The sequence below is a fragment of the Thiothrix unzii genome, assembly GCF_017901175.1.
Taxonomy (GTDB): Bacteria; Pseudomonadota; Gammaproteobacteria; order Thiotrichales; family Thiotrichaceae; genus Thiothrix; species Thiothrix unzii.
Genome location: NZ_CP072793.1, coordinates 3,421,630 through 3,433,553, shown reverse-complemented (window position 1 = coordinate 3,433,553; position 11,924 = coordinate 3,421,630). Strand labels below are relative to the sequence as shown.

15 protein-coding genes are annotated in these 11,924 nt (G+C 50.4%); 6 read left to right on the top strand and 9 right to left on the bottom strand.

Translation table 11 applies throughout. The features are described 5' to 3' along the window. Positions 1-9: 9 nt before the first annotated feature. The 4 genes from J9260_RS17140 to J9260_RS17125 form a co-directional block, all read right to left on the bottom strand. Positions 10-1,035, bottom strand: coding sequence for an AraC family transcriptional regulator (locus J9260_RS17140; RefSeq protein ID WP_210218919.1), 1,026 nt, complete (start codon positions 1,033-1,035; stop codon positions 10-12). 6 nt (positions 1,036-1,041) lie between these two features. Continuing rightward, a complete protein-coding gene (locus J9260_RS17135; protein WP_210218918.1) occupies positions 1,042-1,326 on the bottom strand; it encodes a hypothetical protein in 285 nt (94 codons plus the stop codon). An 85-nt stretch (positions 1,327-1,411) separates the two neighbouring features. Continuing rightward, a complete protein-coding gene (locus J9260_RS17130; protein ID WP_210218917.1) occupies positions 1,412-2,170 on the bottom strand; it encodes an HvfC family RiPP maturation protein in 759 nt (252 codons plus the stop codon). Continuing rightward, positions 2,167-3,000 carry an HvfB family MNIO-type RiPP peptide maturase gene (locus J9260_RS17125; RefSeq protein ID WP_210218916.1) on the bottom strand — a complete coding sequence of 278 codons (834 nt, stop codon included), beginning with the start codon at positions 2,998-3,000 and terminating at the stop codon, positions 2,167-2,169. The genes J9260_RS17130 and J9260_RS17125 overlap by 4 nt, the downstream gene beginning before the upstream one ends. A 74-nt stretch (positions 3,001-3,074) precedes the next feature. Here J9260_RS17125 and J9260_RS17120 point away from each other — a divergent pair, with 74 nt between their 5' ends. The 3 genes from J9260_RS17120 to J9260_RS17110 all read left to right on the top strand — a co-directional run bounded on the left by J9260_RS17120 (position 3,075) and on the right by J9260_RS17110 (position 4,711). Next, the gene (locus J9260_RS17120) at positions 3,075-3,941 is read left to right on the top strand and encodes a class I SAM-dependent methyltransferase (protein WP_210218915.1); all 867 of its coding nucleotides are present in this window, start codon (positions 3,075-3,077) and stop codon (positions 3,939-3,941) included. A gap of 84 nt (positions 3,942-4,025) precedes the next feature. Beyond that, complete coding sequence (locus J9260_RS17115) at positions 4,026-4,301, top strand: type II toxin-antitoxin system Phd/YefM family antitoxin (protein WP_210218914.1); 276 nt, start codon at positions 4,026-4,028, stop codon at positions 4,299-4,301. Continuing rightward, entirely contained in the window at positions 4,289-4,711 is a 423-nt protein-coding gene (locus J9260_RS17110) for a PIN domain-containing protein (protein WP_210218913.1), read from the top strand. The genes J9260_RS17115 and J9260_RS17110 overlap by 13 nt, the downstream gene beginning before the upstream one ends. Before the next feature lie 125 nt (positions 4,712-4,836). Here the strand turns inward: J9260_RS17110 and purD are convergent, their stop codons facing one another. Next, the gene (purD, locus tag J9260_RS17105) at positions 4,837-6,123 is read right to left on the bottom strand and encodes a phosphoribosylamine--glycine ligase (RefSeq protein WP_210218912.1); all 1,287 of its coding nucleotides are present in this window, start codon (positions 6,121-6,123) and stop codon (positions 4,837-4,839) included. Positions 6,124-6,246: 123 nt separating this feature from the next. Here purD and J9260_RS17100 point away from each other — a divergent pair, with 123 nt between their 5' ends. After that, complete coding sequence (locus J9260_RS17100) at positions 6,247-6,579, top strand: hypothetical protein (protein ID WP_210218911.1); 333 nt, start codon at positions 6,247-6,249, stop codon at positions 6,577-6,579. A gap of 42 nt (positions 6,580-6,621) precedes the next feature. Further along, on the top strand, positions 6,622-7,053 hold the full coding sequence (locus J9260_RS17095) for an FKBP-type peptidyl-prolyl cis-trans isomerase (RefSeq protein ID WP_210218910.1): 432 nt from the start codon (positions 6,622-6,624) through the stop codon (positions 7,051-7,053). 27 nt (positions 7,054-7,080) lie between these two features. On the opposite strand, the gene J9260_RS17090 is transcribed toward J9260_RS17095, so the two are convergent. Continuing rightward, positions 7,081-7,593, bottom strand: a complete 513-nt coding sequence (locus J9260_RS17090) for a PIN domain-containing protein (RefSeq protein ID WP_210218909.1) — start codon at positions 7,591-7,593, stop codon at positions 7,081-7,083. Further along, positions 7,574-8,644, bottom strand: coding sequence for a helix-turn-helix domain-containing protein (locus J9260_RS17085; protein WP_210218908.1), 1,071 nt, complete (start codon positions 8,642-8,644; stop codon positions 7,574-7,576). Before J9260_RS17085 ends, J9260_RS17090 begins: the two co-directional genes overlap by 20 nt. A 152-nt stretch (positions 8,645-8,796) precedes the next feature. On the opposite strand from J9260_RS17085, the gene ispH reads away from it, so the two are divergent. After that, positions 8,797-9,735: a 4-hydroxy-3-methylbut-2-enyl diphosphate reductase gene (gene ispH / locus J9260_RS17080; protein WP_210218907.1), complete on the top strand. Its 939-nt coding sequence runs from the start codon at positions 8,797-8,799 to the stop codon at positions 9,733-9,735. A 4-nt stretch (positions 9,736-9,739) separates the two neighbouring features. On the opposite strand, the gene J9260_RS17075 is transcribed toward ispH, so the two are convergent. Both J9260_RS17075 and J9260_RS17070 read right to left on the bottom strand, forming a co-directional pair. Beyond that, positions 9,740-10,315 (bottom strand): GspH/FimT family pseudopilin, encoded by a 576-nt coding sequence (locus J9260_RS17075; RefSeq protein ID WP_210218906.1) that lies wholly within the window; start codon positions 10,313-10,315, stop codon positions 9,740-9,742. Positions 10,316-10,469: 154 nt separating this feature from the next. Continuing rightward, positions 10,470-11,921 carry a TrkH family potassium uptake protein gene (locus J9260_RS17070; RefSeq protein ID WP_210218905.1) on the bottom strand — a complete coding sequence of 484 codons (1,452 nt, stop codon included), beginning with the start codon at positions 11,919-11,921 and terminating at the stop codon, positions 10,470-10,472. Between the last annotated feature and the right edge of the window lie 3 nt (positions 11,922-11,924).

Sequence of the window (11,924 nt, the reverse complement as noted above, 5' to 3'; positions counted from 1 at the left end):
CTCCCTCACTCAGTCTCCACTCCCCTGCGCCAACACCTGATGTACCTTCCGAAACTGTCCCGGTGTCATCCCAGACAGTTCGCGAAACGCATCATAGAAATTCGACTGCGAAGAAAAGCCGACTTCAAGCCCCACCGATAATACCGGCATCGACGGTTTATCCAGCAGCAAATCTTCGGCAGCTTCCACCCGATATTCACGGATGTAACGCGAAAAGCCTTTGCCAATGCGGGTATTGATCAGCTCTGATAGTTGATGCGGGGAAAGCTTCATGCGTTCTGCCAATAACGCCAAATCCAGATCAGGGTTTTGGTATACCTGTTCCTGATCCATTAAATTACCCAGCCGGGTTAGCATCTGTTCGCAATCAACTTGGCTCAAGGTGGAAACGGCGTAAGTTTCACGTGCAGCTTCCACCACTTCGGTGGGTAACTGCGGCATGGTGTATAAAGCCATACTGATTAGCAAAAATGCACCGCCAATCGCACTGGCATACACACTGAAAAAGACCCGCTCAGACAACCAAGGCAAGCCCAGCCCCAACAGCAATACCAGTAACGCCAGCAGTAACACGCCAGCTAACGCCCACAATTCCTGTCGAAACTGACTACGCTGCGCCCGCAAGGCATACACACTACGCGCCAGCCACAGCAAATAACCCGCTCCCAGCGCGAAAGCCAGCGGCAATGCATAAGCAAACGGTAACCAAGGTGCGATTAATAGCGGTACGAAATGCAGTAAATGCCACCAACGTGGGGTGGTTTCTGCGTGTAATAACGGGGAGCTAAACAAGTAAAACGTCGGAGCCACCGCAAACAGCAACACCGCGTACATCGGACTATGAATAAACAGCGAGGCGTGCTGCAAATACGCAAAATGCGCCGCTTGCAGCCCCGCCAATACCACCAATAACAGGATACCCATGCTTTGCGAGAGCAATTGCCCTTTGTAATTTGCACATTGAAAGTGTGTCCGCGCGGTAATTAACGCACTGAACAACGAAAAACCAATCAATAACAGCGCAAGGGTATCCATAACGGTTTAACTGTTATAACGCGGATCGTTCGGCTTGCACTTAGCATTAGCCCGGATCAATGCGTCGATTTGCTCACGGCTTAATTGCCCTTTACTTTGCATCGCCTCGTTTGCAATTTCCTCAATGCTTTTCACTGGGGTATTGCTGGCGGTGACATCAGATGCTTTAGCTGGTGTAGCAGCCGTTGCCGGTGAGGCTTTCACGGGTGCAATCGCATTGCAGCCGCTGAATAAAACGCTAGTCGTCAACAGTCCAAAGCTGACACACAGCTTTGTGCGGAATATGTTCATGGGGTCGCCCTCGATAGTGGATTTGTAAGCGATTAAATACCACATTCTTCGCATTTAGGCACATTAGGTTTACCAATACGGGCACTTATTGCCGATGGGCGGAAGTTCCCAAGATGACTTGCTGGGTATGCAACTGCTGCAAAATGGTCATGCCGAACCCCAATAACTGTTCAGGATCAGGATGTTGCAACGCCTGCGCCAATTGCAATAGTGCTTCGCGTGCAGTTGTGGTTTCCCCCAACAATTGCACCAAGTGTGCAGTCACCGCATTCAGCACCACAAAATCCACTTTCCCTTCACGATTGCGCAATAACAGTAAGTGCGTGGGTTGCGGTTCACTGGGCAACGTATCCGGCGCGATTGTCTGCACCGGATATTGGTAACTTTGCAGCAACATCACCGGGTTTAACACCAATGGTTCATCCAGCAAATCACCATCACTATTCACCGCCGCCCAATCCACTTGCGTATCATCCAGCAATAATGGCACTTCCACCCATTCGTAATGAGCTAATTCCAGCAAAAACGGGAATTGCGCCATTAAACGCACCTCCGCTTGCCGCGCCGTTAACCATTGCACAAATTCTGCCGGAATTTCCCGGAAATACGGTGACTGGCACGCATGTTCCGCATAAAACTGGCGCACCAATTCGCGCCACTGTGCATTATCCAAAATACTGCGCAATACCGGGAAACACCCGCTGAGAAAATCTTCCACATTATTGAATAACAGCCGCACATAAACCCCCATGCGCTGCGGGTCTACTCCCGCAGGTGGTGGATTCAGTGCAGGGTTACGCAAGTGCGCGGCAAAAGTACGTTGGTAATGTTCGGTGGCATTCATGGCGCGTATTTCCTTTGCAAGCTGGCGATTTGCTCCACTTCCGGCACTAAGTCCGCTAACGGTGGAATATTGTAATCGCGCTCCAACAAGGTGGGTAACACCCCAACCTGTTGATAAGTAAAATCCAGCAACTCCCATACCGGCGCAATCACCGTTTCACCGTGGGTATCAATCAATAAATTCGGCTCTTGCTGGTAATGCCCAGCCATGTGCATATAAACCACCCGTTCAGCAGGCAACTGCCGCAAAAATTCACGCGGGTCATAAGCGTGATTCACGCTATTCACATACACATTATTCACATCCAAATGCAGCCAACAATCCGCCTCGTTCAACACCGCATTAATAAAACTGGCTTCATCCATTTCACTGATTGGGGCTTGCAAATAAAACGAGGCATTTTCAATCGCAATGCGCTGCCCCAATACATCCTGCGCTTGGCGAATTCGCGCTACGGTATGTTTAACCGCTTCTTCAGTAAAGGGGATCGGCAATAAATCGTATAATTGCCCATGATCCGAACACCAAGACAAATGCTCGCTGTACAACGCAATCCCGTGGGCATCCATCAAGGTTCTGATTTCACGTAACAACGCGGTATTCAGTGGATTTAAACCACCCAGCGATAATGACAAACCGTGGCACACAAACCCAAAACGCTCGCTCAAAGCACGCAAACGTTGCGCACTGACGCGATCCGTTCCAATCCAGTTTTCCGGGGCAATTTCAAAGAAGTTGATGCACGCCGGAACCTGTTGCTCCAGCGCGTCCAAATGATCGCGGCGCAAGCCTAAACCCGCGCCACACACAGGAAAACGTGATTGTTGCATGGTTATACTCGGTTATTACTCATTGTTGATGATAAGCTATTTCCATCTGATGCGCACACAGGTAACAACGAACCATGCCCGACACCACCAACCCCCGCCTTTACACCCAAGGTTGGGACGATTACGAACTCATTGACGCAGGCAACGGCAACAAGCTGGAACGCTGGGGCAACCTCATTACCATTCGCCCTGAGGTGCAAGCCTATTTCAAACCGGGTAAGCCTTTCAGCGAATGGCAACGCTTCGCCCACTGGCAATTCATCGAAACTGATAAACACGCGGGAACTTGGCAAGCGTTACGCGATGCTGCGCCGAAAACGTGGGAAATCAGCTACCGTCAATTGCGCCTGCAACTGGAATTAACCCGTTTTAAACACATAGGTTTATTCCCCGAACAGCGCAGTAACTGGGATTACATCAGCGAAAATCTGCGGGCGGATGGGCGGTTTCTCAACCTGTTTGCGTATACCGGTGCTGCATCATGTAGCGCACGCCAAACCGGGGCAGAAGCCTTGCACGTTGATTCGGTAAAAGCCTTGATTACCTGGGCGCACACCAATATGGAACGCAGCGGTTTAAACGATATTCACTGGATACGTGAAGACGCGCTGAAATTTGTCGAGCGCGAACTCAAACGCGGACGGCATTACCAAGGCATTATTATGGATCCACCCGCATGGGGTTTAGGCGCGAAAGGCGAAAAATGGAAGCTGGAAAACAAGCTCGAAGCCCTGATCGAAGGCGCACAAGGGTTACTGGCGAAAAACGGCTTTCTGATCCTCAACACCTATTCACCGAGTATCAGTCTGGCAGAAATCACCCGCTTGGCGCATCACTACTTTGCCCCGCAGCGATGCGACATCCGCGAATTATGGATGCGCACCACCACGGGTAAAGAGCTGTATTACGGCAATGTCTTGCGGGTCGCATCCAAATACTGACGGCAAGCTTGTCAGGCATCATGATTGTTGCTAAGGTTGATTATGCCCATTACATAGACATAACTAAGCAAGCCGAGGAATATCATGGAACTAACAACAATTGCCGCAGCAAGAAGTCACCTGACACAGCTTGTGCATAGAGCTGAAGATGGGGCGGAAATTCACCTCACGAGGCATGGTAAGCCTGTTGCTGTATTGATCTCAATGGAACGTTTCAACGCCATGAGAGCACCAAGAAGCAGCATGTTCTTAGGTATCAAGGAATGGCGAGATGTGTACGGTGGGGTTGATTTAACAGATGATGAGATCGGTAGTTGGCGAATGAACCAACCAGCAAGGGATTTCTCATGGGAGGACTAATCTACCTACTGGACTCCTGTATCATTTCTGAGCCAACCAAAAAACAACCCAACGTCCGGGTGATGGAACGATTGGAGCAATACGATGGCTCTGTCTGCACCTCCGCTACGGTGTGGCGTGAGCTTGTCTATGGAATAGAAAAGATGGAGGCTTGCGCTAAACGTAAAGCGTTGGAAGCCTATATGCAGACACTTGAAGATCGTGGCTTATTAGTCATCGCCTTCGACAAGGAAGCCGCCAACTGGCTTGGAAAGGAGTCAGCTAGAGCAAGTGATAACGGCATCACTATTCCAATGGCTGACGGTGAAATTGCAGCAGTGGCATTTGTTAATAATCTGGTCGTAGCTACACGTAACTTGGATCATTTTAAATTATGCCAAGGCGTGAAAGTTGAAAATTGGTTTTTATAGCGTGAATCGTGTTGGCGTATTGTTGCACCCATGAATCAATCTTTGCAACAATGCGCCACACTACGCCACCTTACTCGACTACATCCAACAAGGTGGCGTTTTGGGAACATTAACGTAGGCGCGAATCAGCCCTGTTCACGTGCCACCGCACGATGCCCAATATCCGTGCGATAATACACACCATCCCAGCTAATGGCCTGCACCAACTGGTAAGCATTCGCCTGTGCTTCGGTAACATTATTACCCAAACCGACTGCGCACAATACGCGCCCGCCGTTGGTAACAACTTGCCCGTCCTGTTCAGACGTTCCTGCATGGAACACTTTACCGTCGAGCTTAGCAGCAGCTTCCAAACCACTGATGCTGTCACCCTTGCGATAAGCATCCGGGTAGCCGCCAGCCGCCAACACCACGCCCAATGACGCACGGCTATCCCATTCTGCGGTCACTTTATCCAAACGCGCATCCAAGGCTGCTTCCAGCAAACCGACGAAATCGGACTGCAAACGCACCATAATCGGCTGGGTTTCGGGGTCGCCAAAGCGGCAATTGAATTCCAGCACTTTCGGCACGCCTTGCGCATTAATCATCACACCCGCGTACAAAAAACCGGTGTAAGGAATGCCATCCGCCGCCATGCCGCGCACGGTGGGGTAAATCACTTCCTGCATAATGCGTTCGTGCATCGCCGGGGTAACGACTGGCGCGGGGGAATACGCCCCCATACCACCAGTATTAGGGCCTTTATCGCCATTATCGCGGGCTTTGTGGTCTTGCGAACTCGCCATTGCCAGCACGTGTTCGCCATCCACCATCACGATGAAACTGGCTTCTTCACCCAGCAAAAACTCTTCAATCACCACGCGACTGCCCGCTGCACCGAAGGCATTGCCTGCCAACATATCCTGCACCGCTGCAATCGCCTCGTCCTCGGTTTGCGCCAAAATCACGCCCTTGCCCGCCGCCAACCCGTCGGCTTTCACCACAATCGGCGCACCCATTTTGCGGATGTAGGCAATCGCCGGTTCAACTTCGGTGAAATTTGCGTATTCGGCAGTGGCAATGTGATGCCGCGCCAGAAAATCCTTGGCAAAGGCTTTTGACGATTCCAATTGCGCCGCTTGCTGGGTGGGGCCAAAACAACGCAACCCCGCAGCCCGGAATTTATCCACGATGCCTTTGGAAAGCGGTGCTTCAGGGCCAACCACGGTCAGTTCCACCGCATGTTGCTGCGCGTATGCCAGCAATGCATCCACGTCTTCTGCCGCAATCGGCACATTGCGCATATTGGGTTCTAACGCCGTACCCGCATTACCGGGAGCAACCAGCACCTCGCTTACCCGCCCGGACTGTGCAATTTTCCATGCCAATGCATGTTCGCGCCCACCGCCGCCTACTACCAAAACTTTCATGTTCGCTCCCGTAATCCTGAAAAACGCACCATTAAAGCGGGATTGCATGGCTGTTTCAAGCATTGATGCGTTAAATAACAGGATGTATTCCATACCGGAAAAGGAATCCTCCGGGAGAGGCGCATGTATTATTGTAGATGGTTAGTGTTAGTGGCATTGCTGGGTGGCTGTAAAGACTCCACCGCACCGGCAACGCCCGTGGAAATTCCCGAACAGCGCGTAGTAGCAACCGTGTATGTGGTTAACGCCAGCAGCGGTTCTGCCAATTGTTACCGCACCCCCGATAGTAACGCTCCCAGCGTCGCCACCTTGCGCAATGGGCAATTGGTCGATCTGGTGGCGGAACAAGAAGGCATTATCCAGCGCGGCACGCAATTTTGGTTACACGTTTACCCGCGTTTAAGCCACCGCCCCAGTTGCTACCTCAATGTTGATAGCCTTGTGCCGGTTTCCTAAGCTTCTGCTATGCTGTCGCTTTTACTCGCAGCACCCCACACCATGAGCAATACTGTGCAAGCCGATAGCCGCATTCGCTGGCATTACCAACTTTACCTCGCTGACGGGTATTTAGTGGAAGCCAGCGAAGACCCGCAAGGCGAAATTCTGCAACTCGGCGCGGGTGCATTTCACCCCAATATTGAAGCAGCATTAGTAGGCTTGCCGGTAGGTGAACCGATTCGCTTGGTCATCATGGCTTCGGAAGCCTTCGGTTTGCCAGACTCTGACGCAGTGCAAACGCTGCCATTGAGCGATTTCCCGACGGATATGGCATTGCAAATCGGGCATATCATCAGTTTCACGCTGCCCTCTGGACAGGAAATTCCGGGCAAAATCCAGCACATCGGCACGGATAGCGTGCAAGTCGACTTCAATCATCCATTGGCGGGGCATAATTTACGGTTTGAACTTGAGATTATCGAAATACTTTAGAAGTAACAGCTATTTATCATTTTGAAATTAGCAAGCTGGCGGATTTGACAATAACGTAGCCTCCAGCTCGTTCAGTCGTTGACGTGCTTGCTTCCAAGGTAATCTGCGCCCGTTCGCCTCCATTTGTGCATAACTATGTCTGGCAGATGCAATGCTAATCATACGGTGGCTGACTAATTGCTCGACCAGCCAAATACTACCTCTGGTTTCAACCTTTTCCGCTTTAGCAGCTTTTGTCAGGTTTTGGTCGCCCGTCAACAAAGTACATTGCTCCTGCTGCGCCAACGCTAGTGCCATGCAGTCATAACGCCCCGTGTTTTTGTATTTAAGGGTCAACGCCGAAACCCGGTTCATGCTCTCGCCATTCAAAATGCCCAATTGCAAACCGTAGGTGGGTAAGTAAGGGTGCTGTTCTGCCAACTCATCGGCAAATAGCAGGTTTGGGGTCTGAAACTGAAAAGGCAGCCTAAACATTGCGTGCAATAACTGCCCCTCTTCCATGTCGATAAGAATATTCGCATCACTGATCAGTAACTGCATCTGCGCCCTCTAACTTACGCTCACGATGGAATCGGGCTAACGGCATTCCTAACAGTTCAGCCGCTTTAGACTCGCCAATCCAGCTTTCCGCCAAAGCACGGTAAACCAGTTGCTTGAACAAAATGGTATGTTCGGCAGGGTAGACATTTCCCGGTTCTTGGGTTCGCCAGCCACTGAAATAATAGCGTTTCAATAAGTAATCAAAGGTTTTAGCGTCAATAATCGCAGTATCTAGCAGGCGGTATAAACAACCCATCATGCTCAACCCGAATTCATGTTTAAGCAGATAAAGCTCTTGCCATTCAATCATCCGGCGGTGTTGTCCCAATTGTCGTTGGATAGCAGTCGCAGGCAGCAAAAACGCACCCGCAAAACGGTTACAGGCTTTTTCTTCATCCAGCCCTGCGGTTAATCGTCCTTGAAGTAATAAATGTCCCAGTTCATGGGCTAACGTAAAACGTTGACGATCACCCGCCCAGTGTTGAGCCACCACGACAACGGGTTGCGAGCCAATGCGCACCGCCAAACCGTCAAACTTGGTTTGAGCCTCTACCGCAGAGAAAATAACCAGAACGCCCTGTGTTTCCAGAACATCCACCAAGTCGGTTATTTGATCTTCGCCCAGTTTCCAAGATTCGCGTGCAAATGCGGCTACTTGCTCCACATCATCCAAGGTATTCACCGATGCAGGCAAACCCGCAGGCAATGTAAACGGTTTAATTGGAAATTGAGGGTAGATGTTCGTCAATTCTTGCCAGCGCTCCGCTTGCTCCTCCACATCAGCATGAATACGTTTCAACAGTTTAACAGGTGTATTCGCACGCTTGCGGTATTCCACATCCGCCGAAAGCTGGACAGTGAAGGGACGGAAGAAATACTCACTGCGCACCGCCAAAGCTTTTGCCAACTTAAGTAATTGGCTGGAATCCGGGGTATTAACGCCATCCTCGTATTTTTTGATCGCGGTTTGGGAAACCCCCACTTGCTCTGCCAGCGCACGCAGTGACAAACCTGCTGCTTCACGGGCGCGTTTTAGACGTTCAGGGTACATGGCGACCTCCAGCTATAAGGTTTACAAAAAATAAGATTTTAGTATATTTTGTAAACCTTAGCACAGTTATGATTACGGAAAATAGCCTTGAAACCACCCTTTAGTTTACAGTTGCCCCAGACAATCACTTTTAGACCAGACGGAATTCCACCATGCAAGCCATTCTCGCCAACCCACGCGGCTTTTGTGCCGGTGTTGACCGCGCTATTGAAATCGTTGACCGCGCACTCGAAGTGTTAGGCGCACCCGTTTATGTGCGTCACGAAGTTGTGCATAACCGTTTTGTAGTGAATAACTTGCGCGACAAAGGCGCAATTTTCGTGCAAGAACTCGATGAAGTGCCGGACGATGCCACCGTCATTTTCAGTGCGCATGGCGTATCGCTGGCGGTACAGCAAGAAGCCAAACGCCGTGGTTTAAAAGTGTTCGATGCTACCTGCCCGTTAGTGACGAAAGTACATATTGAAGTCATGCGTTACAGCCGCGAAGGGCGCGAAACCATCCTCATCGGTCACAAGAATCACCCCGAAGTCGAAGGCACAATGGGACAATACGACCCCAGTTTCGGCGGCGCAGTTTATCGGGTGGATTGCCCGGATGAAGTAGCGCAGTTACAGGTACATAACCCCGAAAAATTGGCGTTTGTGACCCAAACCACGCTGTCGGTGGATGATGCGTCGATTGTGATTGATGCTTTGCGCCAGAAATACCCGGCGATTATTGGCCCTAAGAAGGATGATATTTGCTACGCCACCCAAAATCGCCAAGATGCCCTGAAAAAACTCGCGGATGAATGCGATTTGATTTTAGTGGTTGGCTCGCCCAATAGCTCCAATTCCAACCGCTTGCGTGAAATTGCTGAAAAACGTGGAACACCCGCGTATTTAATCGACGGCGCGGAAGACATCCAAGCCCATTGGCTTTCCGGCAAACACGCTGTTGGCGTAACCGCTGGTGCATCCGCCCCGGAAGTGCTGGTGGAAGGCGTGATTGCCTATTTGCAAGCGCAAGGCATGAGCGTGCGGGCGCAAGATTCAGGCATTACCGAAAATGTCGCGTTCGTATTACCCAAGGAATTGCGCAAATCTTAAACGTTTAGGGCGAACACGCACCGTAGGTTGCGCCGTATTTACACGAACTAACCCGGCCTGTCAGTGCAACTTTGACATCGTGGATATTGCTACCACCTTTCGTTAGGGTCAATTTGCCCGCACCAATCACCGTGCCATTAGGTCGATAACGAATCTGGCGCGGTGAGGTGAAATTGCTGCTAATCGCCACCCCGTCGGTATTGGGTAAATTATCTTGTAAAATCACTTCCGCTGATTCATTCACACCATTGCCGTCAAGATCGCATACATTCGTAGCCGTCACCGCCCCATCACCATTACAGTCGGTGAAAATAATCCAACCGCTTTCAAAGCCACCGCTGGCGTTACACGCTGTACCGGCACTATTACGCACGCACAGAGCCACGTCGTAACGGCGTTTTACTGCTTCGCTGCGAGCGTAATTCAACGAGGAAACCAATTGATTATTTAACGCGCTCAAACGGTTGTTTGCCGCCATATCGCTTAACGAGGGGAGTGCGGCAGAAACCAGTATCGCGGCAACAGCGAGTGTCACCATGAGTTCAACCAGCGTCATACCATGCTGTTTAGGGTTCATCATGCTTTTCCGTTCCGCTGCTATTATTGTTAGATTCTTAGAAAGGCAAAGGCTTCCATGCCATGCACGTACTTCCTTGAGGCGTTAGTATACGAGAGCGGCGCACCTTAGCGGGGGTCAGGTCGATAAACGGTTGCACCCAGCAGACAGCCCGCTGTCATTTGCGCCAAAAGGCAGGTGTGAGCAATACCAACAAGGTAAACAGCTCCAAGCGTCCCATCAACATTGCCAAGGCCAGCAACCATTTTGCCGTATCCGTTAGACCCGCGTAGTTATTGGCAACCTGCCCCAAACCCAAACCTTGGTTATTCAGCGACGAAGCCACCGCAGAAAACGCCGTTACCTGATCAGCTCCGGTTGCCATTACCCCCAACATAAAGAACACAAACACTGCCACGTAAGCCGCAAAAAATCCCCAAACCGCCTCCACCACCGTTTCAGGTAACGGGCTGCCATTAATCTTGATCACGAAACGCCCACTGGGGTGAACCAAACGATTCACTTCACGCCAACCTTGCTTCAGTAACAATAAGATACGAATAATCTTAATACCGCCTGCGGTTGACCCCGCCGACCCGCCAATAAAGCTTACGAAAAATAACAATGCCGGAACAAACGTCGGCCATGTTGAATAACTGGTCGTAGAAAACCCAGTGGTGGTAATACTGGAAATAAATTGAAAGGTCGAATGGTAAATGGATTCTGAAAACTCAGGATAAACTCCACGTTCAAACAAATAGATTCCCGCCAACCACGACACCAGCAAAACAATCAGTAAATAAGTGCGAAACTCAGAATCTTCCCAATACGTGCGCAAACTTAAACGATGCCATGCCGCAAAGTGCAAACTGGCATTAACTCCACCAAAAAACATAAAAACAATAGCAATCCACCCAATCAATTGACTGTCAAAATGCGCAATACTGGCATCATGGGTCGAAAAACCGGCAGTCGATAACGTGGTAAAACTGTGCGTAATTGCGTCAAACCAATCCATCCCCGCGAGGCGATAAGCCAAGGCACACACCAGCGTCAAGGTAAGATAGACATACCACAATAAGCGGGCAGTTTCCGCAATACGCGGGGTAAGTTTGGAATCCTTCACCGGTCCCGGAGTTTCCGCTTTGTAAAGCTGCATTCCCCCAACGCCTAACATGGGTAAGATTGCCACCGCCAATACGATCATCCCCATTCCGCCCAGCCACTGTATTTCCATACGGAAAAACATTAAGGAACGCGGAAACGTATCCAAATTACTAAAAACGCTTGATCCGGTGGTGGTAAACCCCGAAATTGCCTCATACATGGCATCGGTCAAGCTTGCATTCAAAGTATCTGAAAACATAAACGGCAAGGCGGAAGCCGCGCTCAATACTGTCCAAAACAAGGTAACGACCAAAAATCCGTCACGGGTGCGCAATGTCGCTTTAGCACGTCGCACGGGTAGCCACAACAACGTACCGCAGCTTAAAGTAATACTGAATCCCCAATAAAATGGGGTTAAATCAGGGTCGCCCATCATGCCGCCCACCAAAATCGGCGGTAATAGGGTCAGGCTGAATACCATCAGCAGCAACCCTAAAATCCGCTGGATAACGGGGTACTGCATGGC

Coding starts and splice junctions, on each gene's coding strand:
- J9260_RS17110 (WP_210218913.1), top strand. CDS start 4,289: ATGGGAGGACTAATCTACCTACTGGACTCCTGTATCATTTCTGAGCCA.
- J9260_RS17085 (WP_210218908.1), bottom strand. CDS start 8,644: ATGTACCCTGAACGTCTAAAACGCGCCCGTGAAGCAGCAGGTTTGTCA.
- purD (WP_210218912.1), bottom strand. CDS start 6,123: ATGAAAGTTTTGGTAGTAGGCGGCGGTGGGCGCGAACATGCATTGGCA.
- J9260_RS17140 (WP_210218919.1), bottom strand. CDS start 1,035: ATGGATACCCTTGCGCTGTTATTGATTGGTTTTTCGTTGTTCAGTGCG.
- J9260_RS17070 (WP_210218905.1), bottom strand. CDS start 11,921: ATGCAGTACCCCGTTATCCAGCGGATTTTAGGGTTGCTGCTGATGGTA.
- J9260_RS17100 (WP_210218911.1), top strand. CDS start 6,247: ATGTATTATTGTAGATGGTTAGTGTTAGTGGCATTGCTGGGTGGCTGT.
- J9260_RS17135 (WP_210218918.1), bottom strand. CDS start 1,326: ATGAACATATTCCGCACAAAGCTGTGTGTCAGCTTTGGACTGTTGACG.
- J9260_RS17125 (WP_210218916.1), bottom strand. CDS start 3,000: ATGCAACAATCACGTTTTCCTGTGTGTGGCGCGGGTTTAGGCTTGCGC.
- ispH (WP_210218907.1), top strand. CDS start 8,797: ATGCAAGCCATTCTCGCCAACCCACGCGGCTTTTGTGCCGGTGTTGAC.
- J9260_RS17130 (WP_210218917.1), bottom strand. CDS start 2,170: ATGAATGCCACCGAACATTACCAACGTACTTTTGCCGCGCACTTGCGT.
- J9260_RS17115 (WP_210218914.1), top strand. CDS start 4,026: ATGGAACTAACAACAATTGCCGCAGCAAGAAGTCACCTGACACAGCTT.
- J9260_RS17090 (WP_210218909.1), bottom strand. CDS start 7,593: ATGCAGTTACTGATCAGTGATGCGAATATTCTTATCGACATGGAAGAG.
- J9260_RS17095 (WP_210218910.1), top strand. CDS start 6,622: ATGAGCAATACTGTGCAAGCCGATAGCCGCATTCGCTGGCATTACCAA.
- J9260_RS17075 (WP_210218906.1), bottom strand. CDS start 10,315: ATGATGAACCCTAAACAGCATGGTATGACGCTGGTTGAACTCATGGTG.
- J9260_RS17120 (WP_210218915.1), top strand. CDS start 3,075: ATGCCCGACACCACCAACCCCCGCCTTTACACCCAAGGTTGGGACGAT.